General features: G+C 63.8%; 19 protein-coding genes. 5 read left to right on the forward strand and 14 right to left on the reverse strand.

The features are described 5' to 3' along the window. Positions 1 to 286: 286 nt before the first annotated feature. Complete coding sequence (locus tag QD172_RS04250; RefSeq protein ID WP_077372182.1) at positions 287 to 3,268, forward strand: response regulator; 2,982 nt, start codon at positions 287 to 289, stop codon at positions 3,266 to 3,268. 187 nt (positions 3,269 to 3,455) lie between these two features. On the opposite strand, the gene acpS is transcribed toward QD172_RS04250, so the two are convergent. The 9 genes from acpS to QD172_RS04295 form a co-directional block, all read right to left on the reverse strand. Continuing rightward, positions 3,456 to 3,833 carry a holo-ACP synthase gene (gene acpS, locus QD172_RS04255; protein ID WP_077372179.1) on the reverse strand — a complete coding sequence of 126 codons (378 nt, stop codon included), beginning with the start codon at positions 3,831 to 3,833 and terminating at the stop codon, positions 3,456 to 3,458. Then, entirely contained in the window at positions 3,830 to 4,654 is an 825-nt protein-coding gene (gene pdxJ / locus QD172_RS04260; protein ID WP_279855100.1) for a pyridoxine 5'-phosphate synthase, read from the reverse strand. The genes acpS and pdxJ overlap by 4 nt, the downstream gene beginning before the upstream one ends. 103 nt (positions 4,655 to 4,757) lie before the next feature. Beyond that, positions 4,758 to 5,474, reverse strand: coding sequence for a DNA repair protein RecO (gene recO, locus QD172_RS04265; protein ID WP_077372173.1), 717 nt, complete (start codon positions 5,472 to 5,474; stop codon positions 4,758 to 4,760). A 147-nt stretch (positions 5,475 to 5,621) separates the two neighbouring features. After that, positions 5,622 to 6,566, reverse strand: a complete 945-nt coding sequence (gene era, locus QD172_RS04270; RefSeq protein WP_077373161.1) for a GTPase Era — start codon at positions 6,564 to 6,566, stop codon at positions 5,622 to 5,624. A 92-nt stretch (positions 6,567 to 6,658) separates the two neighbouring features. Next, positions 6,659 to 7,351 (reverse strand): ribonuclease III, encoded by a 693-nt coding sequence (gene rnc / locus QD172_RS04275; protein ID WP_077372170.1) that lies wholly within the window; start codon positions 7,349 to 7,351, stop codon positions 6,659 to 6,661. A gap of 343 nt (positions 7,352 to 7,694) precedes the next feature. Beyond that, a complete protein-coding gene (gene lepB / locus QD172_RS04280) occupies positions 7,695 to 8,498 on the reverse strand; it encodes a signal peptidase I (protein ID WP_077372167.1) in 804 nt (267 codons plus the stop codon). 54 nt (positions 8,499 to 8,552) lie between these two features. Then, positions 8,553 to 10,373: a translation elongation factor 4 gene (lepA, locus tag QD172_RS04285; RefSeq protein ID WP_077372164.1), complete on the reverse strand. Its 1,821-nt coding sequence runs from the start codon at positions 10,371 to 10,373 to the stop codon at positions 8,553 to 8,555. A gap of 276 nt (positions 10,374 to 10,649) precedes the next feature. After that, positions 10,650 to 12,056 (reverse strand): DegQ family serine endoprotease, encoded by a 1,407-nt coding sequence (locus tag QD172_RS04290; RefSeq protein WP_065392616.1) that lies wholly within the window; start codon positions 12,054 to 12,056, stop codon positions 10,650 to 10,652. Positions 12,057 to 12,314: 258 nt separating this feature from the next. Then, positions 12,315 to 12,785 carry a SoxR reducing system RseC family protein gene (locus QD172_RS04295; protein ID WP_271302683.1) on the reverse strand — a complete coding sequence of 157 codons (471 nt, stop codon included), beginning with the start codon at positions 12,783 to 12,785 and terminating at the stop codon, positions 12,315 to 12,317. A gap of 146 nt (positions 12,786 to 12,931) precedes the next feature. On the opposite strand from QD172_RS04295, the gene QD172_RS04300 reads away from it, so the two are divergent. Beyond that, positions 12,932 to 13,180 (forward strand): VF530 family protein, encoded by a 249-nt coding sequence (locus QD172_RS04300; protein ID WP_084209118.1) that lies wholly within the window; start codon positions 12,932 to 12,934, stop codon positions 13,178 to 13,180. A gap of 167 nt (positions 13,181 to 13,347) precedes the next feature. Here QD172_RS04300 and QD172_RS04305 read toward each other — a convergent pair whose 3' ends face one another. Both QD172_RS04305 and rpoE read right to left on the reverse strand, forming a co-directional pair. Further along, positions 13,348 to 14,064, reverse strand: a complete 717-nt coding sequence (locus QD172_RS04305) for a sigma-E factor negative regulatory protein (RefSeq protein WP_084209119.1) — start codon at positions 14,062 to 14,064, stop codon at positions 13,348 to 13,350. Between the two features lie 321 nt (positions 14,065 to 14,385). Continuing rightward, entirely contained in the window at positions 14,386 to 14,988 is a 603-nt protein-coding gene (rpoE, locus tag QD172_RS04310; protein ID WP_077372152.1) for an RNA polymerase sigma factor RpoE, read from the reverse strand. Between the two features lie 529 nt (positions 14,989 to 15,517). Here rpoE and QD172_RS04315 point away from each other — a divergent pair. Next, positions 15,518 to 16,606, forward strand: a complete 1,089-nt coding sequence (locus QD172_RS04315; RefSeq protein ID WP_077372149.1) for a 3-deoxy-7-phosphoheptulonate synthase — start codon at positions 15,518 to 15,520, stop codon at positions 16,604 to 16,606. A gap of 144 nt (positions 16,607 to 16,750) precedes the next feature. Here QD172_RS04315 and dinG read toward each other — a convergent pair whose 3' ends face one another. Further along, positions 16,751 to 18,889 (reverse strand): ATP-dependent DNA helicase DinG, encoded by a 2,139-nt coding sequence (dinG, locus tag QD172_RS04320; protein WP_279855102.1) that lies wholly within the window; start codon positions 18,887 to 18,889, stop codon positions 16,751 to 16,753. 183 nt (positions 18,890 to 19,072) lie between these two features. Further along, entirely contained in the window at positions 19,073 to 20,377 is a 1,305-nt protein-coding gene (locus QD172_RS04325; RefSeq protein ID WP_084209121.1) for a DEAD/DEAH box helicase, read from the reverse strand. Between the two features lie 944 nt (positions 20,378 to 21,321). Here QD172_RS04325 and QD172_RS04330 point away from each other — a divergent pair. Together QD172_RS04330 and xthA are read left to right on the forward strand one after the other, a co-directional pair. Then, positions 21,322 to 21,588: a hypothetical protein gene (locus QD172_RS04330; RefSeq protein ID WP_077372139.1), complete on the forward strand. Its 267-nt coding sequence runs from the start codon at positions 21,322 to 21,324 to the stop codon at positions 21,586 to 21,588. After that, positions 21,588 to 22,400 (forward strand): exodeoxyribonuclease III, encoded by an 813-nt coding sequence (gene xthA / locus QD172_RS04335; protein WP_077372136.1) that lies wholly within the window; start codon positions 21,588 to 21,590, stop codon positions 22,398 to 22,400. The genes QD172_RS04330 and xthA overlap by 1 nt, the downstream gene beginning before the upstream one ends. 136 nt (positions 22,401 to 22,536) lie before the next feature. Here the strand turns inward: xthA and QD172_RS04340 are convergent, their stop codons facing one another. Continuing rightward, positions 22,537 to 23,865: a hypothetical protein gene (locus QD172_RS04340; RefSeq protein WP_279855103.1), complete on the reverse strand. Its 1,329-nt coding sequence runs from the start codon at positions 23,863 to 23,865 to the stop codon at positions 22,537 to 22,539. Between the last annotated feature and the right edge of the window lie 16 nt (positions 23,866 to 23,881).

The raw sequence follows: 23,881 nt of genomic DNA on the forward strand, positions 1-23,881 counted from the left end.
CAGCATCGAGACCTGAGACAATCGGGGCCACGTCGGGGGTGTAGAAGATGTGCGCAGTATATCGCTCCCGCCACCTCCCTGTCAGGGCGCGAACCATCGCATCACTGCAGTCTGGAAGGTATGCTTGAGCCTGGCTTTCGCACGCCGCTCGCCGCTGGCGGCTGTGCGGGCCTTGCACGCAGGCCCTCGGACACGTCACCTCCGGAAGGTGCGGCGCTGCAACCCTGTTTTCCTCTTCCTGCGGCATCCGAGTCTCTGGCTCGCTGCCCCGTCGCGATGGACTGCCATGCTGCTTAGAACCCGCTTTCAGCTCGCGTTGCTTCTGCTGCCGCTTGCCACGAGCCTGCTGTTCAGCCTCTATGTGGTGGATCGTGAGATCAGTCGTGAACGCACCGCCATGATGCAGCGTCTGCAGGCCAGTGTGCAGGCGATCATGCCCGGGCTTGCCAATGCCGCCCTGGAAGCCGACGACCAGCGTCTGCATGAACTGGCACAGATGCTCATCGATCAACGCGACGTGCGAGGGTTGACGCTGCGCACCCCCGAGGGTGGCACCCTGCTTCACATGGGGCCGAGCCAACGTCCACAGACAAGCTCGCTGCTGGAAAGCGACGCCTACCCGCAAGCCCCCGACGCGCTGGTGCTGGTGACACCGGTGATCGACCCATGGCGGGAGGCACGACGCGGAGACCGCATCTCCTGGCTGATTCTCGAGGCCTCCGATACCCGTATCGTGCTGCACCGCTATCAGCTGCTGGTCGGCTATGGGCTGGCCAACCTGGTCTTCGGACTGGCGCTGCTGCTGTTCGCCTACCATGCCTCACGTCGCATGCTGCAGCCCTTCCATGACCTCGGCGAAGCCATGACCCGCCTCGCGCGCGGCGAGACTCACCAGCGTCTGCCGGTGCAGGGCAATGACGACATGAGCGAGCTGGCCGAGCACTACAATCTCAGCGTCGAGCAGCTCAAGCGCGCGCGGGAAGACATGCAGGACCAGATCGACCAGACGACGCGTGACCTGCACGAATCGATGGAAACCGTCGAGATCAAGAACATCGAACTGGACATGGCCCGCCGCAAGGCGCTGGAAGCCAACCGCATCAAGTCGGAATTCCTCGCCAACATGAGCCATGAGATCCGCACGCCGCTCAATGGCATCATCGGCTTCAGCAACCTGCTGGGGCGCAGTGACCTGGACAACCGCCAGCGCGACTGGCTGGGCCACATGCAGAACGCCTCCTCCTCGCTGATGTCATTGATCAATGACATCCTGGACTTCTCCAAGATCGAGGCCGGCAAGCTCGAGCTCGAGAAGGTCCAGATGGACATCGAGCCGCTCATCGAGGAAGTGCTGGCGATGCACGCCCCGGAGGCGCATCGCAAGCATCTGCACCTGCTGGGGCTGGTCTACGATGACGTGCCACAACGCTTCGAGGGTGACCCGCTGCGCATCAAGCAGGTAGTCACCAATCTGGTGGCCAATGCGGTCAAGTTCACCGAGCAGGGCGAAGTGATCGTCCGCGTGATGGTGGATGACCTATCCGGCAGCAGTACCCGCCTGAAGATTGCCGTGGCCGATACCGGCATCGGCATGGACAGTGCGCAACGCAACCGACTGTTCCAGGCCTTCTCCCAGGGTGACCCGTCCCGCGCCCGCCAGTTCGGCGGCACCGGCCTGGGCCTGATGATCTCGAAACGCCTGGTGGAACAGATGGGTGGCGAGATCCAGGTCGAAAGCCTGCCCGGACATGGCTCCACCTTCCTGTTCAGCGTGCCGGTGGCCGTCAGCAGCATCGAGGAGCGCCCGCGCGAGATCGTCTTCGATCATCAGCGCATCTGTCTCATCGAGCCACACCCGGCCACGCGCCGCGCCCTGAGCTACCTGCTCTCGCGCTGGTCGCTGGACCTCGTCGGCATCGAGGAGCAGCCTGATCTCGTGGTAGTCGCCCTGGAAAGCCGTGACCTGAAGCGGCTGGAGGAATGGAGTCAGCGCCTCAAGCATCTGCCGTGTCGCGTGCTGTGTCTGCTGAATGCACCACTGCCGGCCAATATCGAGGACCTGCAGCAATACGGGATCGACGAACTGCTCAGCAAGCCGGTCACACGCCTGCAGATGCGCCACAAGCTGGCCAACCTGCTGCATTCACCGCGGCGTGACACACCACGCCTCCAGGAGCTGCCGGCCTTCACGCCGCTGGAGGATGGCACCACGGCCGGGCGGCTGACGCCTGATCTTTCCGCTCCGCTCCCGGAGCGCTCGCCGGCATCGCCGCGGGCCCCCGAGGCGCCGCCTGCCTCCCCCATGCCTGACGGGCTGCCTCAGGCTGCCACGCCTGCGGAGACGCCGAACATGACGCGCAAGTGCGTGATGGTCGTCGATGACAACCCCTCCAATCGCCTGCTGGCCGAGGAACTGCTCACCGACATGGGGCTGGATACCCTGGCCGCCCAGAGTGGCGAGGAAGCGTTGGCCCTGGCACAGCAGCAGCCGGTGGATGCGGTACTGATGGATATCCAGATGCCGGGCATGAACGGCCTGGAAGCCACCAAGGCTCTGCGCCATCAACAGCGCATGCGCCATGAGCACCTTCCCGTCATCGCGTTGACCGCGCACGCCCTGGCACACGAGCGCCGGGAGCTGCTGGCCGAGGGCATGGATGACTACCTCATCAAGCCGGTCGACGAGCACCTGCTGGCCAACATGCTGAGCCGTCACCTTGGCATCACGCTCAGCGTGCCGAAGACCCCGCCACACGACACGGCCCCCGCCTTCTCCCCTTTCTCCAGTGCCACTGACGCGGGCAGTATCGAGCGTGGCAAGCGCCCCGAGGGTGCACCTCCCATGCCCGCCGCGTTCGAGGGACTGAGCGAGCAGGATGGCGAACTGCCCATCGTCGACATGGCACTGGGCATCGAGATGGCCGGCGGGCGCAAGGCGCTGGCCCTGGAGATGCTAGGACTGCTGATCAAGAGCCTGCCGGAGAGTGAGGTCACCATCCGCAGGGCCTGGGCGGTACAGGATGGCGAGGCCATGCTCGATGGAGTGCACTATCTGAATGGCGCCTGCCGCTACTGTGGCGTGCCGCGCCTGGCACTGCTGGTCGAGGCGCTGGAGACACGCCTGCGCGTCAGTGGCCTGGATCAGCTGGAGGACGACGTCGCCGCGCTGTTCGATGCCATCGCAAGCCTTGCCCAGTGGGCACAGAGCGAGGAAGCCACCTTGCTCCTGGCAGAATCGCGCCCCGACGCCTCGGACCGCGAGCGCTGAGCGAGAGCGCTGGTCGAGAGCACTGGCCGAGAGCACTGATGACGGCATCCGCTCTTCGCCAATCCTCTTTCTCTTGCCTATTCCGCCCCCTCCTCACCATCCCACTGCCGACAACGACAACGCCACCCTGGCCGCGAGGCGAGGGTGGCGTTGTCATGTCCAGCACTTGTCAGCGGTCAGCGGATGCTCAGCGCTCCAGCACCACGAAGGCGATGGCCTGATCACGCTCATCACTGATCGACAGATGCAGATGACGAATCCCGGCACGCGCAGTCAGCGCTTCCGCCTCATCTGACAGCACGAAGGACGGCTTGCCCAACGCATCGTTCACCACCTGAATCTGGGTGAAACGCATGCCCTGACGCAGCCCGGTCCCCAGCGCCTTGACGAAGGCTTCCTTGGCCGCGAAACGCTTGGCCAGAAAAGCCGCCGGCTGGGGGTGATCCGCGAAGCGTGCCAGCTCCTGCGCTCCGAGCAGACGCCGAGCGAAGCGCTCTCCGTGGCGTGCCATGCCGGCCTCGAAACGCTCGATTCGCGCGATGTCCGTGCCTATCCCGACGATCATCCGCAGCAGCCTGACCCTTGCACGTGCTCATGATCCTCATCGTGCTCATGGTCATGGTCGTGTGCATCCAGCGCTGCCATCAGCCCCGCTTCCTGTCCGGCGATGCACAGGCGCTTCATCTCGATGACGGCCTCCTTGAGGCCAACGAACATGGCACGCGCGATGATCGCGTGACCGATGTTCAACTCGTTCAGCCCCGAGATGCCTGCGATGGCCTCGACGTTGTGATAGTTGAGACCATGCCCGGCATTGACGATCAGGCCCAGCTCGTTGGCGAGCTCGGCTGCGGCCGCGATGCGCTCGAATTCGACACGCGCCGCTTCACCGCTGGCATCCGCGTAGGCACCGGTGTGAAGCTCGACGACTGGCGCCCCGGTCTCGAAGGCGGCCCGAATCTGCTCAGGCTCCGGGTCGATGAACAGCGAGACTTCACAGCCCGCCGTCGCGAGACGCTCACAGGCCGCGCGAATGCGTTCCAGATCCCCGGCGACATCCAGACCACCCTCGGTGGTCAGTTCCTCGCGCTTCTCCGGCACCAGGCAGACATTGGCCGGACGCACTTCCTCGGCCAGCGCCAGCATCTCGTCACTGACGGCCATCTCGAGATTCATGCGCGTATTGAGCACCTCGGACAGAAGACGCACGTCGCGCTCCTGAATATGGCGACGGTCTTCACGCAGGTGCACGGTGATGCCATCGGCGCCGGCTTCCTCCGCGACCAGCGCGGCCTGGACCGGGTCCGGATAACGGGTGCCACGCGCCTGGCGCAGAGTGGCGATGTGGTCAATATTGACCCCGAGCAGGATACGCAGCGGGTGCATGATCAGCTCCTAGCGATGGAGATGGAAAATAGGCATGGCAACAGGTGCCATGACGAAGACAGCTTGCATGACGACAGGATACGACCTGCAGGCAAGGCCCGCATCATCCTGTCTGACGACTTTCACGTCGCCGGGCGGTCAGCTGACGCATCAGTTCACGCGAGCGCAGCGGACGCTCTCCCAACAATGGCGCCAGGGCGCGCCGCGCCAGCCATAGACTCTCGCGCGACAGGCCGGCGTGCCCCCAGTCCTCACTGGCCAGCAGCTTCAAGGCACGCCCCTCGATACCTGCCGCCCCCTCGGGTTGGGCGCGAAAACGCCGCTCGCTGGCGACATAGTCGTAGCGCACGTCGGGCATCAGAGGGGCATCCTCCAGCGTACGAAACTGCGGCAATTGCTCAAGGGCTTCCAGCAGGGTGTATTCCAGTCGCCTGAGCGCCGGGGCGCGACGAGCAGGCAGCGCCACGTCATCCAGGGTCAGCGAATAGAGCGCGAACAGCTCCGGTACCGGCATTTCCACCGGCAAGGTGCGCGTCAATAGCTCATTGGCATAGAAGCCACACAGAAGCCCCTCCCCCGCCAGCAGACTGGCACTGCCGCCGGTCTCCATCAGGTTGAGCGTCTTGAGATCGCTTTCCCCGCGCCAGGTGACGTGCAGGGGAGTGAACGGCTGCAGTCGCGCCCGCGACTTGCTGCCCGGACGCTGGACACCGCGTGCCACCGCGCGCACCCGACCATGCTCGAGGGTCAACAACTCGATGATGGCACTGGTTTCACGATACGGCTTGCGATGCAGCAGGAAGGCCGGTTGCGGCGTCATCGGACAGGCTCACGACAGAGAGGGCTTGCGGACAGGGAAGATGGCATCCGGCAGAGGCGAACGCCGAGCATCAGTCGATGCTCGACTGATGAGGCCACCCGTGGCGCGGCAGTCGTCTTGCCTGCCACGCCACGGGTGCGGGGAGCATCAGTCCTTGTCGTGGGTGTAACCCAGGCTTTTCAGGGCGCGCTCGTCATCCGACCAGCCACGCTTGACCTTGACCCACAGGTTGAGCATCACCTTGGCATCGAAGGCACGCTCCATCTCGAGACGCGCTTCGCGACCGATGTTCTTGATGCGCTCACCATTCTCGCCGATCAGGATCTTCTTCTGGCCCTGACGCTCGACCATCATCAGCGCGCTGATGTGCAGCGTACCGCGCTGATCGGTCTTGAATTCCTCGATCTCGACGGTCATCTGGTACGGCAGTTCGTCACCCAGCTGACGCATCACCTTCTCGCGCACCAGCTCGGAGGCCAGGAAGCGTGAGCTCTTGTTGGTGATCTGATCATCCGCGAACATGTGCTCGCCGTGCGGCAGACGCCCCATCACGTTCTCGAGCAACAGGTCGATGTTGGTGCCATTCTTGGCCGACATCGGGATGATGGCCGCGAAGTCACGACGTTCCTGCAGACTCTGGAGCCAAGGCGCCAGAGTGGTCTTGTCCTTCAGCCAGTCGATCTTGTTGACGACGAGAATCACCGGCGCCTTCACGTGGGCCAGCTTCTCGAGCACGATCTGGTCTTCTTCCATCCAGCGGGTGCGGTCGACGATGAACACCACGGCGTCCACATCGCGCAGCGCCTGGGTGGCGGTCTGGTTCATGAAGCGGTTGATCGCCTTGTTGCGATCGCGCTGCATGATGTGGATCCCCGGGGTATCGACGAAGACGCACTGGGTGCCGTCCTCGGTGTGGATGCCCATCACCTGGTGACGCGTGGTCTGCGGACGACGCGAGGTGATCGAGACCTTCTGGCCCAGGATGTGGTTCATCAGCGTCGACTTGCCGACATTGGGGCGCCCGACGATGGCGACGAAGCCACAGCGGGTATCCGGCAGCGGCTGATCGCTGACACCGGCGGCCGCCAGCATGCCCTCGAGGGCATCGGCGTTGCCGGTGTGCGTCTCGGTAGAGGCATCAGGGGCGTCGCCGCTCGGGGTGACGTTGTCTTCTGGGGTATGGCTCATGAGCGGCCTCCGCGGGCAGGTTCGAGCAGTTGCAGCGCGAACTCGGCCGCCTGCTGTTCAGCATGGCGACGGCTGGAGCCGACGCCTGTGGTCTTGGTGTCGATCATCTCGACGTGGCAATCGACGCTGAAGGTCTGCGAATGCGCTTCGCCTTCGACGCTGGTCACCTCATAGCGCGGCAGGGCCGCCTGACGCGATTGCAGGAATTCCTGCAGACGTGTCTTGGGATCTTTCTGGGTGTCCTGAAGGTTCAACGCCTCAAGACGGCTGTCGTACCAGCGCAGCACGTGTTCACGCACGACCTGCATGCCAGCATCCAGATAGATGGCACCGATCACGGCTTCCACGGCATCGGCCAGGATGGATTCGCGACGATGACCGCCGCTCTTCATCTCGCCGGAGCCCAGGCGCAGGTTCTCGCCCAGCTTGAACTCACGGGCAAGCTCCGCCAGGGTCTGGCCCTTGACCAGACGCGCACGCAGGCGTGACAGCTGGCCCTCACGGGCCTGGGGGAAGCGCAGGAACAGCGCTTCGGCGATCACGAAGTTGACGATGGAATCGCCAAGAAACTCGAGCCGCTCATTGTTCTGGCCACCATAGCTTCGATGGGTCAATGCCAGTTCCAACAGACTGGCATCCTCGAAGGTGTGGCCGATACGCTTTACAAAGGCATTCAGCGGGCTACTCACAGGTCTCCCTACTCTCTTTTTGTCGCTGACGCCCGCAGGCGTCCTGTCGAATGGTGCATCAGTCTTGACGGCTGATGCCTGTCGTCATCGACATGCTTCGCGATGCCCGAAGCCTACACGGCTTGAGGAGTTGCCGATCGCCACCATCCCAATCCGATATTCGTCAGCCGCGCTGCCCGCAGGCTCGTGGCCTCGGGTCCGACATGATGAACAGCAGGTTGACATGGCAGGCACGACGCATCGTCCCATGTCGAAAGATCCGTCCTTGCGGTACTGGCACGCCGCCGGGCGGCGCTGCCAGACACGACCGGGCCGCCTCTCGGCGGCCCGGTCAATGCACTGATCAATGAATCAGGCGTACCGAGGAAAAGTCCGGGAATCCGTCCTTCCAGTGCATCCACACCGCGACCGCCTTGCCGACGATGTTCTCTTCCGGCACGAAGCCCCAGTAGCGGCTGTCGTTGGAATGGTCGCGGTTGTCACCCATCACGAAGTACTGCCCTTCAGGCACCCGGATCTCGCGCATCTGCGGGCCGGGGTCCTGAGGGTTATTGTAGATTTGATGGGCGTGTTTCCCCAGTGTCTCATCCAGCAGACTCTCGCCGGGCTGCTCACTGACGTTGCGCGCATTGAGCGTCTTGCTGACCGCCTGACCATTCACGTAGAGCTGCTTGCCCTCATAGCGAATGGTGTCACCGGGCAGACCGACGACGCGCTTGATGAAGTTGGTGGACGGGTCCTCCGGGAAACGGAACACCATCACGTCACCACGCTCAGGCTCGCCGACCTCCAGCACCTTGGTGTCGACCACCGGCAGGCGCAGGCCATAGTCATACTTGTTGACCAGGATGAAGTCGCCGATCTTGAGCGTCGGCAGCATCGAGCCGGAGGGAATCTGGAACGGCTCATAGGCGAATGAGCGCACCACCAGCACCAGCAACAGTACCGGAAAGAACGACTTGGCATAGTCCACCAGCCACGGGTCCCGCGTCAGCTTCTCACGCGTACCACTGTCCAGTTCCCCTTCGACGGATGCCTCGGCCTTGGCCAGACGCGCCTTGCGCGCACCGCGCAGGGCAATCAGGTCTATCAGCCACACCACGCCGGCTACCGCTACGGCAATCACCAATACTAGCGAGAAATCCATCGTCATCCCTGTCTGCCCTGGGTCTTGGGGCAGGCCGCCAGCCGGCGGCCTGCATCAGTCGTTCATCTTGAGCACGGCAAGGAAGGCGTCCTGGGGAATTTCCACCCGGCCGACCTGCTTCATGCGCTTCTTGCCCGCTTTCTGCTTCTCGAGCAGCTTCTTCTTGCGGCTGACGTCGCCGCCGTAGCACTTGGCGGTCACGTTCTTGCGCAGCGCCTTCACGGTGGAGCGTGCCACGACCTGGCCACCGACGGCCGCCTGGATCGCCACGTCGAACATCTGGCGCGGAATCAGTTCCTTCATCTTCTCGACCAGCAGTCGGCCACGGCCGTGAGCATGGTCGCGGTGGATGATGGCCGCCAGCGCATCGACGCGATCGCCATTGATCAGCACGTCCAGACGTACCAGCTTGGCCGCCTCGAAACGCTCGAAGCTGTAATCCAGAGAGGCATAGCCCTTGGAGATGGACTTGAGACGATCGAAGAAGTCCATCACGACCTCGGCCATCGGCAGCTCGTAGACCAGCTGGATCTGGCTGCCCAGGAACTGCATGTCGAGCTGGACGCCGCGACGATTGACGCACTCGGTGATGACGTTGCCGACGTATTCCTGTGGCACGAGGATGGTGGCGCGGCAGATCGGCTCACGCAGTTCATCGACGTTGGCCATGTCCGGAAGCTTCGAGGGGTTGGACACCGGCAGCACGTCGCCGTTGTCCATCAGCACCTCGTAGATCACCGTCGGCGCAGTCGTCAGCAGGTCGAGATTGTACTCGCGCTCCAGACGCTCCTGGATGATCTCCATGTGCAGGGTGCCCAGGAAGCCGACGCGGAAGCCGAAGCCCAGTGCGTCGGAGTTCTCCGGCTCGTAATCCAGCGAGGCATCGTTGAGCGCCAGTTTCTGCAGCGCGTCACGGAAGTCCTCGTAGTCATCGGAGCTGATCGGGAACATGCCGGCGTAGACCTGCGGCTTGACCTTCTGGAAGCCCGGCAGACGCTCGACCTTGTCGGCCGTCTTGGTGTGCACGATGGTGTCACCCACCGGCGCGCCCATGATGTCTTTGATGCCGGCGACGATGAAGCCCACCTCGCCGGCACGCAGCACACCGGTTTCCTTGCGCTTGGGCGTGAAGATACCGATCGCGCCGGTTTCCCAGTCGCGGCCGGTGGACTTCAGGCGGATCTTCTCACCCTTCTTCAGGGTGCCGTCGAAGATACGCACCAACGAGACGACGCCGAGGTAGTTGTCGAACCAGGAGTCGATGATCAACGCCTGCAGCGGCGCTTCCGGATCGCCCTTGGGCGGCGGAATGTCACGCACCAGACGCTCGAGCAGCGCTTCCATTCCCATGCCGGACTTGGCCGACACCTGACAGGCATCCGTCGCGTCCAGACCGATGATCTCCTCGATCTCCTGGGAGACCTTCTCCGGGTCCGCCTGCGGCAGATCCATCTTGTTGAGGACCGGCAGCACCTCGAGGCCCTGCTCGATGGCGGTGTAGCAGTTGGCCACCGACTGGGCTTCGACGCCCTGACCGGCATCCACCACCAGCAGCGCCCCTTCACAGGCATACAGCGAGCGCGAGACTTCATAAGAGAAGTCGACGTGGCCCGGGGTATCGATGAAGTTCAGCTGATAGGTATTGCCATCATCGGCGTGGTAGTCGAGGGTCACCGACTGAGCCTTGATGGTGATGCCGCGCTCACGCTCGATGTCCATCGAGTCAAGCACCTGCTCCTTGAGCTCACGGTCACTCAAGCCTTCGCACAGCTGAATGATGCGGTCAGCCAGCGTGGACTTGCCGTGGTCGATGTGGGCGATGATTGAAAAGTTGCGGATATGCTTCAAGGACGGCGGCGTTACGCGTTCGGTCATGGATCACTGCTCTGTATTTGTGCCCGTCTCCGTGAAATCACACGGCCAACACGGGAGACGACGGAAATCGAATTGCACGCATTGTACAGTCCGACTTGAGGCGATGATAGAAGGCGTTACCTTTTGCACCTCTCTCACCCAGCCGTTCGAACGGCAGTCACAGGGCAATCCTCATGCTTGCGAGCCCCGCGAGAAGGGGCTCGCCCCTGAATGCAGACGGGGCGCACAGTCGCCCGTGCGCCCCGTCGTCACTCGCCTCCCTTGCTGGCGTCCGCGTCATTCATCGCGCATGCGCAGAGCGATGTACAGCGGGCGACCGTTGCGCACCAGGCGCAGCGAGACCGGGCGATCCGCCGGCAGCTTGGCCACCACGTCACGCAACGACTGCACGCTGGTCAACGGCTGCTGATTGAGCTCGACCAGCACATCGCCGGCAGTGATGCCCGCCTCTGCCGCCACGCCCTGTGGGTCGACCTCCAGCACCTTGACGCCATTGTCGAGGTTCATGTCTGCCAGCGCCGCCTTGCCAAGCTCGGTCACGGCAATGCCCAGGCCTTGCTTGTCATTGCTGGCAGCGGCAATCTTGTCCTGATCGCTGCCCGGCCAGTGACCTACCTTGGCCTGCAGGGTCTGATGCTTGCCATCTCGCAGGATGGAAAGCTTGAGCGAATCCCCCGGCGAGCTGGCACCGACCATGCGCGGCAGGTTGGCGGAGGTTTCCACCTCATCGCCATCGACCGCCATGATGATGTCGCCCGCCTTGAGGCCGGACGCTGCGGCCGGGCCATCCGGGTCAAGATCGGCGATCAGCGCGCCACGCGCCCGGTCCAGCCCGAAGGATTCGGCCAGATCCTTGGACACCGGCTGGATGACGACCCCCAGCCAGCCACGATCGACGCGACCATCGGTCTTGAGCTTGTCGGCCACATCCATCGCCACATTGATGGGAATCGCGAAGCTCACCCCCATGAAGCCACCGGAGCGGGTGTAGATCTGGGAGTTGATTCCGACCACGTCTCCCTCGAGATCAAACAGCGGCCCCCCGGAGTTGCCCGGGTTGATCGCGACATCCGTCTGGATGAAGGGCACATAGGCATCCGAGGGCAGCGTGCGATCGATGGCACTGACGATCCCCGCCGTGACGGAGTGATCGAAGCCGAACGGCGAGCCGATGGCCGCCACCCACTGACCGACTTCCAGGGCGTCACTGTCGCCCATCGGCAGAGTGGGCAGATCATCCGCCTTGACCTTGAGCAGCGCGATATCGGTCTTCTTGTCCTCGCCGACCACCTGAGCCTTCAGCTCCCGACGGTCATTCAGGCGCACCATCACCTCGTCGGCACCATCCACGACGTGGGCGTTGGTCATGATGTAGCCATCGTCGGAGATGATGAAGCCGGAACCGAGGCTGGAGCGCTTCTCGATCCCCCCACGCCCCTGACCGGGGAACTGATCACCGAAGAAGTGCTTGAAGAACTCCGGCATCTCCTGGCCATCCGGGCCACGGAACACCGGGCCCGAGGTACGTTTGATCTCGGTGGTGGTCGCGATGTTGACCACGGCAGGCGCCGAATCCTTGACCAGCTGGGTAAAATCGGGAAGTTCACGCGCCTGGGCCATCTGGGCACCCATCAGGGCAGCCATGGCCAACGCGGGCGCCATCAGGCGAGAAAGCGATTTCATCGATGCGACTCCTGGTACGTCCTGTCACTTGTTATGAGGCACGCTGTCACTTGCCATCCAGCATGCTGACGCCGCAGGCGACGTCCCATTCATTGACGCCAAGACGGCGTTGAAGTTCAGCGAATGATACCGCGCTCGACGCAACCTCAGGTCGCATGAAAGCGACAGACGACATGCAGCAGGCATTCTCGGGGACGGGCGAGGGTCGACCACTGCCGCTCACGCGCGCGAGCAGCTGTCAGCCGAGCACAAGAGCCGTCAGACGGCCTTGATGGCCAGCGAGCCCACTCCCAGGCGACGCAGCAGGCGGGGACGATACAGCGCCTGCTGCTCAGGACGCGCGGCATGCCAGCGCACCACGCCCAGCCCCGCCGCCAGCGAGAGCGCAAAGCCCAGCGGCACCACCAGAGCCCCTGCGCCTGCCAGCTGCTCGGCCACGATACCGCCGAGCATGCCACTCATCAGCGGCAGGCCATACAGCAGTCCGGCACTGCGCAGGAAGGCGGATTCGTCGATACCGATCACGACCCGTTCGCCGACCATCGGCCACGCCTCGCCAAGCGGCACATGAATCAGCACGCGGTGTGCCTTGCGGCGCGAGAACTGGCTCAACAGCCCGCTCCCGCAACTGCTGCGAGCCTTGCAGGCTCCACAGGTGGAGCGGCGCTGGGTCTCGACCCACACCCCTTCCCTGCCATGACCGGTGACCTGCCCTTCTTCCTGCATCATCTTGCCGACTCCTGAAATCTCGCCACCTGCCGGCAGCACATATGGGTAGAATAACGCCTTTCAGGGGGACGCTTCACCTCACCCCGCCGCCATTGCCCCTCATCCCGGTCGACCGAGATGACACCCATGTCCGCACAGGAACTCTCATGAGCGAAGCACCGCCACCCTCCACCTCGCGTCTCGACCCCCTGCACGGGGTCACCCTCAAGGCGTTGCTGACCTGGCTGGTCGACCATTACGGATTCGAGACGCTGGGCGAACTGATCCCCATCAATTGCTTCCTGAGTGACCCCAGCATCAACTCCAGCCTCAAGTTCCTGCGACGCACGCCCTGGGCACGCGCCAAGGTCGAGGCGCTCTACATCCAGACGGCAGATCGCTATCTACATGACTGAGGCGGAGAGTGGCCACACCGCCAGGTGACGGCGCTGGCCGGACGCGACCAGGATATGCAGACGCAAAAAGAGGGGCAGCCAATGGCTGCCCCTCTTTTCCTGTCGACCCTTGCTGCTTTCACCTACCCTGGCAACGACGCCATCGCAGGCCAGTCATCCAGCGAAGGTTACTGGGCGACATCCTGCAGACTGATCCATTCGCTGCGCTCCGGCACGGGGCCGCGCTCGGACGACTTGCTCAGGTACGCTTCAAGCAGTCGACGTTGGGCAAGATCCGCCGCCGCGACGTTGCTGGACGACATGCCGGATTCATAACCGCCATTCTGCGGGGCCATGAACATGGGACGCGACGGAGAAGCCGTCACGCCGACCTGCATCAGGCCGCCTGCAGCACTCGGTTGTGCCCACTGGGAAGCCTCGGCATTCACGGACGGCTGGCTGACCTGATGCACCGCGCCACCCTGCAGGCCTGAAGCCCCGCTGGCCAGCTCCGCGCCTGAGCCGTTGAGGCTCGGCACGCCGGTGTCAGTGCCGTTGAAGACCTGCACACCGGTGATCACCATCACCGCGACACCCGCCGCGATCGCGGCAGAGCCTGCGAAGGAGAAGAGGCTGCGGCGCTCGGCCACGGGTTCGGCAACCGGCGCTTCACGGGAGATCATCTCGACCTCGGCACTCACGGCCGCCGAGATATCCATGGTGAAGCTGCTCTCGCGCTCGCGGTGCATGACGCTGCGCGCAAGATGATAGCGACGCCAGGTGTCTGCCGCCTCAGGCGATTCGTCGAGCCCCTTGAGGACACGTCGCAGATCCAGCTCGTCACCCTCCGCATCCATCAGCGCGGACAGCGACTCCTTCACGGATTCGGTGGTCTTAAGATTCATGCGTAAATACCCTCACACTCGACAGGCCATCACGGGGCACAACCTGCATTTCAGACAACGAATGGCGTCATGACACGACTGGCTCGCTGCATGACTCTTGGCGGCCCGACTGAACGAACCGGCAATCTGCACACTATGATCACGCGCACGCCAGTTCGTTCCGCGATTCATTCAGAAAACATTCACTTTTCATGCACTATCTGAACAAGCCATTGTTTTTGATGAATTTTCTCGGCAGACAAGGATGTAGACCATCGGAGACAGATACTTGCCTGTCGGGTTCTGCTCGACCGCCAGTCGCCATCTTCAACAGTGCCCCTCTCAGTCAGCTACCGCCCCAGCTGCAGCAGGACTGAGCAGCCCCTGGATGGCCTTGTCCACCGATTCGCGAGCACGGAAGATGCGTGAGCGAACGGTCCCCACCGGGCACTGCATCACCTCGGCGATATCCTCATAGGACAGACCGTCGAACTCGCGCAGCGTGATGGCGGTGCGCAGGTCTTCCGGCAATTTCTCGATGGCATCGAACACCACCTTCTCCAGCTCGTCACGCGCCATGGCCGCTTCCGGTGTCTCGACATCCGCCAGACGCCCGGACTGATCCAGCACCTCGGCATCCCCGATGTCCAGATCCGTCCCCGGGGGACGCCGCCCCCGCGAGACCAGATGATTCTTGGCGGTATTGATGGCGATGCGATACATCCAGGTATAGAAGGCGCTCTCCGCCCGGAAATTGGGCAAAGCGCGATAGGCCTTGATGAAAGCTTCCTGGGCGACATCCTGGACTTCGGCATGATCATGCACATAACGGCTGATCAGGCCGAGAATCTTGTGTTGATACTTGTTGACCAGCAGATCGAAGGCGCGGTTATCCCCTTTCTGGGCGCGCTCGACCAGCTGCTGATCTGTCTCATTGACACTCATTCACTCGCTCCCTCCGCGGGAGTGGAGGCACCGCTAGAGACGACTCGCAAAGACGTCCCCGGGGCATCAGTACCTGATGGAAATTGCGACTCGCGCATATGGAATCCGGCCCCTTTGACATTCATGCTCATGGATGCGTCGCGCAATTCGAACAGCACACTGGCTACCTTGCACCCGTTCGGGCGACCAAAATCAACGCACAGTGTTCCTGTTTATCATTTGCACGGCAAGACACGTGGTGGCCAAAGCCACAGGTTTTCCATGCCTACGCCTGAGATGACCGTGTTTGGCGACGCTGACTCGCTCAAGTGTAACGATTACTTTACGACTGACTCATTGCCAGGCATGACACTCGCTCCTGATCCCTCCATTTACCTTGACAGGTGATTTATATTGCGCCAAAGCCGCTGACAAGCGTCAAAGCAGCAGATACCATGGAGCCATTCACGACTCCACTCACGGCAGGGGGACAGCCTCTGCCAGGATCTGCGCTCACGATTGCGGACCGAACAACGCTCAGGACACCGTCATGTCAGAACAGCACGTCAACAACCTCAACGTCCTGTCCCAGGATGTACTGATCACTCCGCAGGCGCTCAAGCAGGACATCCCGCTGACCGACAAGGCCGAGCAGACCGTCATCGAAGGCCGTCGCACCATCCAGCGCATTCTGGACGGCGAGGATCCGCGCCTGCTGGTGGTGGTCGGCCCCTGCTCCATCCATGACCTGGACGCCGCCCGCGACTATGCTCGCCGCCTGAAGGTGCTCGCGGAAGAGGTCAAGGACAGCCTCTACATCGTGATGCGCGTCTACTTCGAGAAGCCGCGCACCACGGTCGGCTGGAAGGGATTGATCAACGACCCGCACCTCAACGATTCCTTCGAGATCGAGGAAGGCCTGCACATCGCCCGTGGCCTGCTGGTCGAACTGGCCGAGATGGGCCTGCCGCTGGCCACTGAAGCGCTGGACCCGATCTCCCCGCAGTACCTGCAGGACTGCATCAGCTGGTCCGCCATCGGCGCGCGCACCACCGAATCCCAGACTCACCGTGAGATGGCGTCTGGCCTCTCATGCCCGGTCGGCTTCAAGAACGGCACCGACGGCTCGCTGGATGTCGCCGTCAACGCGCTGCAGTCCGTCTCCCACGGCCACAACTTCCTGGGCATCAATCAGGCCGGTCAGGTCGCGATCATCCGCACCCGCGGCAACGCCTACGGCCACGTCGTGCTGCGGGGCGGCAACGGCAAGCCGAACTATGACAGCGTCAGTGTCGCCCTGGCCGAGCAGGAACTGGCCAAGGCCGGCGTCACCGCCAACCTGATGGTCGACTGCTCCCACGCCAACTCCAACAAGGACCCGGGCCTGCAGCCGCTGGTGCTGGAGAACGTCACTCAGCAGATTCTCGAGGGCAACCGCTCCATCATGGGCCTGATGGTCGAGTCGCACATCAACTGGGGCGCCCAGAAGATCAATGCCGACCGCAGCAAGATGGAATATGGCGTTTCCATCACCGATGCCTGCATCGACTGGGCGACCACCGAAGAGACCTTCAAGACCATGGACACCAAGCTCAAGGACGCCCTGCGCGCCCGCCTCGAGCAGTCCGCCGAAGCCTGATACGCACCGGACAGGCAGACAGAAAAAGCCCCGCCGATCGGCGGGGCTTTTTTGTGGCCACTCAGTACTTGCGAATCAGTACTTGCGAATCAGTACTTGCGAATCAGCACTTGCAGATCAGTACTTGCAGATCAGGCTTGCGGCTCAGCTCTGACGTACGCCGTCAATCTCGCGCACGAAGGGCGGCAATGCCTCGATCAGCTGCTGACCGTAACGCTTGGTCAGAATGCGTCGATCCAGAATCGTGATGCGCCCCTCATCGGCCTCCTTGCGGATCAGGCGCCCGCAGGCCTGCACCAGCTTGATGGACACATCGGGCACCGCGATGCGCATGAACGGATTGCCGCCTCGCGACTCGATCCACTCTGCAAGCGTCGCACCGACCGGATCATCCGGCACCGCGAACGGCAGCCGCGTGATTACCACATGGGTCAGGTACTTGCCGGGCAGATCGATCCCCTCGGCGAAGCTCGCCAGGCCGAAGATGATGCTGCCGCGACCACCATCCACCGCCTTGCGGTGCTGACTGAGCAGCTCGTGCTTGGGCAGGCGACTCTGGGCCAGCACCCGCTTGCGGGTCTCGTTGTCCAGCGCCTTGTTGACCGCCGCCAGCTGCTTGCGCGAACTGAACAGCACCAGCACCGCCTCGCGCACATCCAGCGCATTGACGAAATCGACGATCGCCTGCTCATGCGGGCCGGGCGGCGACGGCTCCACCGCCTCGCGCGGGATGGCCAGCACCGCCTTGCCATAATCGAACGGGCTGGGTAGTCGCTGATAGCGATAGCGATTGGCCAGACCAGCGCGCTCCTGCAGGCGCTCGAAGCGGTTGAGCGCCGTCAGGGTCGCGGACGTCAGTACCGCGCCGAAACAGGTCCCCCACAGGTGGCGCGCCAGAGTCTCCGCCGCCGAGACGGGGCTGGCCGAGACGGTCATCTCCGGTTCGCCATTGAAGCGCTCGAAGGTCAGCCAGCGCGCATGCGGCGGGCCATCCGCAGGATCGCTCAGCCCGATGGCCTCCCACAGCGCATGGGCTTCCAGCGCACGTCCATGCAACAGGGCCACCAGCGGCAACCAGTCTTCGGCATTCTCCTTGGGCAGGCCTGTTGCCTTCTCCGGGTCCAGACTCTCGCGCAGGATATCGGCGATCTGCTCCAGCGCCCGTGACAGCTCCGCGAAGCCCTTGAGCAGATTGTGCCCCAGCTCCTTGAGCGCCTCCGGTGCCTGGCCGCGCTCGAAACGATGATTGGTGGCATCATCGCCCGCCCCCTCCGGCAGGTCAGCCAGCTGGTGGCCCAACCCGAACACCTCGCCCAGCCGCGGCTCGATGTCGGCCAGCAACTCCGGCATGCGCGCCAGCAGGCGCCCGATGGTCGGCTGACTGCCCAGCGCCGCGTTCAGCTCGGTGAGCGACTTCTTGAGATTGCCCAGCCAGCGCAGCGTCTGATTGATCGGCGTGCGGTGGTGGAAGTGGTCCAGCGCCTTGTCCGGCAGGTGATGCGCCTCATCGAAGACGTAGATGCAGTCACTGGGCGAGGGCAGCACCAGCCCGCCGCCCAGCGAGAGATCCGCCAGCACCAGATCATGGTTGGCGACGATGATGTCGGCCTGCTCCAGCTGACGGCGGGCGCGGAAGAAGGCGCACGCCGAGAAGTGGCTGCAGCGACGATTGGTACACTGGCGGTGATCCGTGGTCAGCCGCGCCCAGTCGCGATCCTCGACCTGCAGCGGCCAGCTGTCGCGGTCCCCTGCCCACTCGCCGCTGGCATAGTCCTCGGCCATCTTGCCGGCCAGCTCCACGAAGCTGCCGCCATCGCTGGCGATCATGTCGCGCTCGAACAGCGCCATGGTCGGGTTGTCCTCGACGCCTTCCAACGCCTGATCCAGCTTCTGCACGCACAGATAGCGCCGCCGCCCCTTGGCCAGCGCATAGTCGAAGGTCAGCCCCGAATGCTTCTTGAGCGCCGGCAGGTCCTGATGCATGACCTGCTCCTGCAACGCGATGGTGGCGGTGGAGACCACCAGCCGCTTGCCGCGTGCCTTGGCCACCGGCAGCGCGGAGAGCAGGTAGGCGAGCGTCTTGCCGGTACCGGTACCGGCCTCCAGCACGCAGACGTGCTCGTTGCCGAGGCGATACCCTTCCGGATTCTGCTCGATGTTGCCCAGGGTGCGTGCAATCTCGGCGATCATCAGCCGCTGCCCATAGCGCGGCGTCAACTCAAGCCCCTCAAGCAGCTTGCGATAGGCGGTCTGGATCTCGCCCTTGAGACTGTCTTCCAGCATTGCGTGTCTCTCCTTGTGCCGAGCTGACCGCCGTGCGGTGCCCTAGCGCAAGACGGCGAACAGCCTGAGCTGTTCGCCGTCCATCACTTGCTGTCTTCTGACTGCGCTGCCGAACCATGCCCTGATGAATGGCATCGGTCATCCAGGCCAGACAGCCAGCATGAGCGGGGTATCACCCCCGCGTCACAGCATGCCCTGTGGCGGTTGCTCGCGGGGCAGCGTTTCCTGGATGTACTCCTCGATCTCCGGCAGGGAGAACACATCCTCCTCGCCGATGAAGCTGATCAGGCTCACGTCACTGAAGCTGGCACGATGCACGTAATCTTCCGGCACCTCCGGCAGCGTGAAGTTGATGGCATGGGTGGCATCTTCCAGCGGCAGTCCCCGCCCGGCCACGTCACTGACCACCAGCACCTTGAGCTTGCCGTTGCGGAAGGCTTCCTGCGCCTCGAGACGTGCCGTCTGGGTCTCGGCACCCGACATCAGCGCCACCTCGATGCCTGCCTCACGCAGAGCGGCATCGATGCGACGCACCAGCGCACGGGTATTGCCGAACACCACCACGCGCTCCAGCGCGTCCTGCTCGACGAGCTTGACCAGCAGACGCAGCTTGTCGTCGTCGCTGACGGTGTAGGCCTGCACGCCCGCGTTGTCCGCCGGGATGGCGGCCGCGGCTTCATGCTCCACCGCCACCTGAGCGGCCTCATGCGTCCACTGCTCTGCCAGGCCCAGCACGTCGGAGGACAGCTCGGCGGAGAACAGCAGTGTCTGGCGCTCCTCGGCACGCGGTGTGGCGCGGATGATGCGCTTGACGTCCGGGATGAAGCCCATCGACAGCATGCGGTCGGCCTCGTCGACCACCAGCACTTCGGTCTCGGAGAGATCGACATCGCGCTTGGTATGGAAGTCCAGCAGGCGGCCCGGCGTGGCGACCAGCAGGTCGACCTTGCGCTCGAGACGCTCACGCTGCTTCTGGTAGTCCATCCCGCCGACCACGCAGGCCACGGAGATGCGCGCGAATTCGGAGAATGCCTTGGCATCCTTCTCGATCTGCAGCGCCAGCTCACGGGTCGGCGCGATGATCACGGCACGCGGGGCACCCGGCTTCTGACCTTCCGGCGCCTTCTCTTCCAGGAAGTAGGCCAGCGTGGCGATCAGGAAGGCAGCCGTCTTGCCGCTGCCGGTCTGGGCGCGCCCGACCACGTCACCGCCCAGCAGCGCCTTCTCGAAGGTCTGGGTCTGGATCGGAGTGCAGTATTCGAAACCGGCCTTCTGGATGGCACGCATCAACGGCAGCGGCAGATCGAAATCGTGGAAGCGCCACTGACCGGCGACCGGCGCGACCTGGAACTGATCAAGGTTCCACTTGGACTGGGAGCGACGCGGCTTGCGGCGGCGACGCTTGGGCTTTCTGGGCTTCTGGTTCGGGTCCTGCGGCTCTTGCTGAGTCTGCTCAGCGGCTGGCTGGGTCTGATCCGTCTCGCTCATGTAATCCGTTCTTTTCAAGGGTTCATATGCGACAGGCGCGGGCCGCTCTCGGAATCTCGCCACGACAGGCCACACCCGGATGGTTCGTCATGCCCAGTGGTCTCACCTGGTTCGCCTGACCCGCTTGTGACAAGCGGTCGTCTCGGGCTGCATGCGCCTTTGCCGGATTGGGAGTCATCCCGTACCTGTCTGCTCCCCTTCGGGGGTATGCGTCTCCAGGGCCACGCAGGCCCCGGGTGCAGACATGCACGAATGCTCTCACCTGTTCTGAACGGATTCACGCATCCGGATCTCCCCTGCCCGAATGTTCGGCAGGGGCTGGAGCGGACGTCGGCCATGAGGGTCAGCTCACCTGGCATCGGTCATGTCATCGCCGCGCACAGGGAACCGACAGGCTCATGGGTCGCCACAAGGGCGGCCAGTACTGCGTGTCGGTGGAATGGTTGTCTTCTGTCATCTTCTTTGGGCCCGGCGAGGACACGCTGAACGCTTCCTGCCGGAGCGACCGGGCGGTACGTTGCAGGCCAGGTCAACGAGGCTGGCGGGTCCTGAGAGCCGTTCCCCCGGCACGGCATGCAAGCAACGTGCCGCGAAGGCAGGGTACTTGAGACATGCGTGTGGAGGGTGAGGCTTCGGATCCTGCGGCCAGTCGCGAGTCGCGCCTGCGGGTAACAACGATGATGCCGGATCATTGTACCAGCACGTGACCATCTTCGCGCCCCTGCGTGGCATCGTGATGACCCCGCCCGGGCATGGAGAAACCTCCCATCACCGTCTGCGTCCTGCAGACATCAGGGGAGCGGCGTGTGACATGGTGCATGGCACCTGCCCCGTGCAGGCTGGTAGAATGCCCGCCAACTGATGCGATTGCCCGCACGCCACGCCCTGACTTGCGCGTGTGCCCGAGGCTGGCGACTGCTGACACCGAACAGGAAAGCCCGAAGATGACACGCAGAAAGAAGAGCCGCTCCATCGCCGACAAGGTGCAGATTCGCACCGGCCGCCGCAAGGACTTCAAGAAGTGGCGCGCCGAGAATCCGGATCAGGTACATTCCGGACCTCGCTACGTGGCCAAGAAGAAGGATCAGCGCAAGAGCCAGGCAGCCGCCAAGCTGGAACGCATGAACGCCGCCCCGCTGCTGCCACTGCATCCGGACGCCCCTGCCGAGCAGGACGACAAGGGCGGAAATGATGAGGGAGGCAAGGCGTGATGCGACTGGTGTCCTTCAACATCAATGGCATCCGTGCGCGTCCGCATCAGCTGGAAGCGCTGATCGAGGCGCATCAGCCGGACGTCATCGGCCTGCAGGAAACCAAGGTGCAGGACAGTGAATTCCCCCACGCGCACATCGAGGCGCTGGGATATCACGTGGTCTGGCACGGCCAGAAGGGCCACTACGGCGTCGCCATGCTGACCCGCCAGGTGCCGAAGAAGGTGCATTACGGCATGCCCGATGACAGCGAAGATGCCCAGAAGCGCATGATCGGTGTCGAGATCGACGGCCCGAACGGCGAGCCGCTGATCGTCTACAACGGCTACTTCCCCCAGGGCGAGAATGTCGAGCACCCGGTGAAGTTTCCCTACAAGACGCGCTTCTATCAGCAGCTGTTCCGCCTGCTGGAAGAGGACCACACCCCCGATCAGCACGTGGTGGTGATGGGCGATTACAACATCTCGGCGACTGACCGCGACATCGGCATCGGCGAGCCCAATCGCAAGCGCTGGCTGCGCGAAGGCAAGACCAGCTTCCAGCCCATCGAGCGCGAGTGGATGGAGCGTCTCTACGCCTGGGGCCTGACGGACAGTTTCCGCCACGTGCACCCGGAAGTCGATGACCAGTTCAGCTGGTTCGACTATCGCTCGCGTGGCTTCGAGCGCGAGCCCAGACGCGGCCTGCGCATCGACCTGATCATGACCAGCCCGGGCCTGACCCCGCTGATCAAGGATTCCGGTGTCGATTACGTGCTGCGTGGCATGGAAAAGCCATCGGACCACGCGCCCGTCTGGACCGATATCGGCTGACACGCTGAGCAACGCCAGCGCGAACACGATCGCCAGATACGCAAACGCCGCCTTCCCCCGTCTCAGGACGATCAGGAAAGGCGGCGTTTTCGTTGCACTGCCGGTCAGACAGCCAGGAGTCGCGGGGGTGGGCGCCTCAGCGCTGCGCGAGTGACTTCAGCCAGTCATCGGCCCCTTCGGCGCCGCGTGCCTGCGCCTTCTTGAAGGCCTCACGCGCGGGGTCCAGCTGATCAAGCTGACGGGCGACCACACCGCTGAGCAACCAGTGACGCGCGGAATCATCCCCGCGCTCACCGGCACTGGCCAGGGCACCGCTCGCGATATCCCAGCGCCCCCAGTCATAGGCCAGTTCCGCCAGCTGCCGAGCATCCTCGACACGGCCACTCTGCTCGGAAACCATCGCCCACGCCGTCAACGAGTGCTCGATGTCGCGCGCCGAGGTCCAGGCCTCTGCCAGCTGACGACGCAGTACCGGCGTGTCTACCAGCAACGGCTGCCCCTCGGGAGTTGCCGACGTCGAAAGTCCCGCCTCGATCAACTCCGCGGCCCGCGCCGGCGCGCCGGCGGCCAGTTGCAGATCGATGCGCTGCTGATAGGCCTCGCGACCACTGACGATTCCCGCCGCCCAGGCGGCTTCCCAGGTACTCGCCGCACGCCGCTGCTGATTGAGACGCTGATAGAGCGCCACGGCGCGCTGCCAGTCCTGCGCATCCCGCGATTCGCCAAGTCCCTGCTCGACCAGTGCCACCGCCGCAGCATGGCGTCCCGTCTGCTGATAGACGCTGACGGCAAGTTTCAGACGATCGCCTTCTGGCGCACTCGCTCTGCTGGCGCGCTCCAGCCAGTCCTCGGCCCGCGACCACTGGCCACGGTTGGCTTCCAGGCTGACGGCCAGCCACAGATCATCGGCACTCGCCGAGCCGCCATGCAGGTACTCCGCCAGACGTGCGGTACCGGCTTCCTGCTCTCCCGCCCGCAATCTCAGCATGGCTTCGCGCCGCAGCCACTTGCGCGCCTGACTGGCATCGACGCCCGGCAACCGGCGGGCTTCGCCATAGAGTCGCGCCGCCTGGGCCTGATCCCCTTGTCTTGCCCGCGCGCTGGCGGCCAACGACAGATACAGCGCACGTACCTCGCCACGTTGCTGACGGGCTTCCCGCTCGGCACGCTCGCCGACCTCGTCGTAATCCCCCTCTTCCAACCGTGACTGGAGCGTGCGCAGCTGCCCCGCGACCTCCGCCGACACGCGCATGGCCCCATTCGCGGTGTCGACGCCCCCGACCTCCATCATCAGCATCAGACAGGTGGAGACCAGGGTCACGCGCGTCAGGCGACGCCCGCCGCGACGAATCGCCGTCATCAGACGAGCGCCGAGACCTTCAGGCGTCGCTGACTCGGCAGGCGCCTGTCGCGCGGACTGCCCGCATGGTGAGCGCTCGGCGGAATGCTTGTCTTGGTTCGACATCGTACGGATATCCTTT

It is taken from the genome of Cobetia sp. 10Alg 146 (assembly GCF_029846385.1).
In the GTDB taxonomy this organism is placed as follows: domain Bacteria; phylum Pseudomonadota; class Gammaproteobacteria; order Pseudomonadales; family Halomonadaceae; genus Cobetia; species Cobetia marina.

Bases quoted from the DNA above. Each gene is read 5' to 3' on its own strand.
- QD172_RS04250 (WP_077372182.1), top strand. From the start codon at position 287: ATGCTGCTTAGAACCCGCTTTCAGCTCGCGTTGCTTCTGCTGCCGCTT.
- acpS (WP_077372179.1), bottom strand. From the start codon at position 3,833: ATGATCGTCGGGATAGGCACGGACATCGCGCGAATCGAGCGTTTCGAG.
- pdxJ (WP_279855100.1), bottom strand. From the start codon at position 4,654: ATGCACCCGCTGCGTATCCTGCTCGGGGTCAATATTGACCACATCGCC.
- recO (WP_077372173.1), bottom strand. From the start codon at position 5,474: ATGACGCCGCAACCGGCCTTCCTGCTGCATCGCAAGCCGTATCGTGAA.
- era (WP_077373161.1), bottom strand. From the start codon at position 6,566: ATGCTGGCGGCCGCCGGTGTCAGCGATCAGCCGCTGCCGGATACCCGC.
- lepB (WP_077372167.1), bottom strand. From the start codon at position 8,498: ATGGATTTCTCGCTAGTATTGGTGATTGCCGTAGCGGTAGCCGGCGTG.
- lepA (WP_077372164.1), bottom strand. From the start codon at position 10,373: ATGACCGAACGCGTAACGCCGCCGTCCTTGAAGCATATCCGCAACTTT.
- QD172_RS04290 (WP_065392616.1), bottom strand. From the start codon at position 12,056: ATGAAATCGCTTTCTCGCCTGATGGCGCCCGCGTTGGCCATGGCTGCC.
- QD172_RS04295 (WP_271302683.1), bottom strand. From the start codon at position 12,785: ATGATGCAGGAAGAAGGGCAGGTCACCGGTCATGGCAGGGAAGGGGTG.
- QD172_RS04300 (WP_084209118.1), top strand. From the start codon at position 12,932: ATGAGCGAAGCACCGCCACCCTCCACCTCGCGTCTCGACCCCCTGCAC.
- QD172_RS04305 (WP_084209119.1), bottom strand. From the start codon at position 14,064: ATGAATCTTAAGACCACCGAATCCGTGAAGGAGTCGCTGTCCGCGCTG.
- rpoE (WP_077372152.1), bottom strand. From the start codon at position 14,988: ATGAGTGTCAATGAGACAGATCAGCAGCTGGTCGAGCGCGCCCAGAAA.
- QD172_RS04315 (WP_077372149.1), top strand. From the start codon at position 15,518: ATGTCAGAACAGCACGTCAACAACCTCAACGTCCTGTCCCAGGATGTA.
- dinG (WP_279855102.1), bottom strand. From the start codon at position 18,889: ATGCTGGAAGACAGTCTCAAGGGCGAGATCCAGACCGCCTATCGCAAG.
- QD172_RS04325 (WP_084209121.1), bottom strand. From the start codon at position 20,377: ATGAGCGAGACGGATCAGACCCAGCCAGCCGCTGAGCAGACTCAGCAA.
- QD172_RS04330 (WP_077372139.1), top strand. From the start codon at position 21,322: ATGACACGCAGAAAGAAGAGCCGCTCCATCGCCGACAAGGTGCAGATT.
- xthA (WP_077372136.1), top strand. From the start codon at position 21,588: ATGCGACTGGTGTCCTTCAACATCAATGGCATCCGTGCGCGTCCGCAT.
- QD172_RS04340 (WP_279855103.1), bottom strand. From the start codon at position 23,865: ATGTCGAACCAAGACAAGCATTCCGCCGAGCGCTCACCATGCGGGCAG.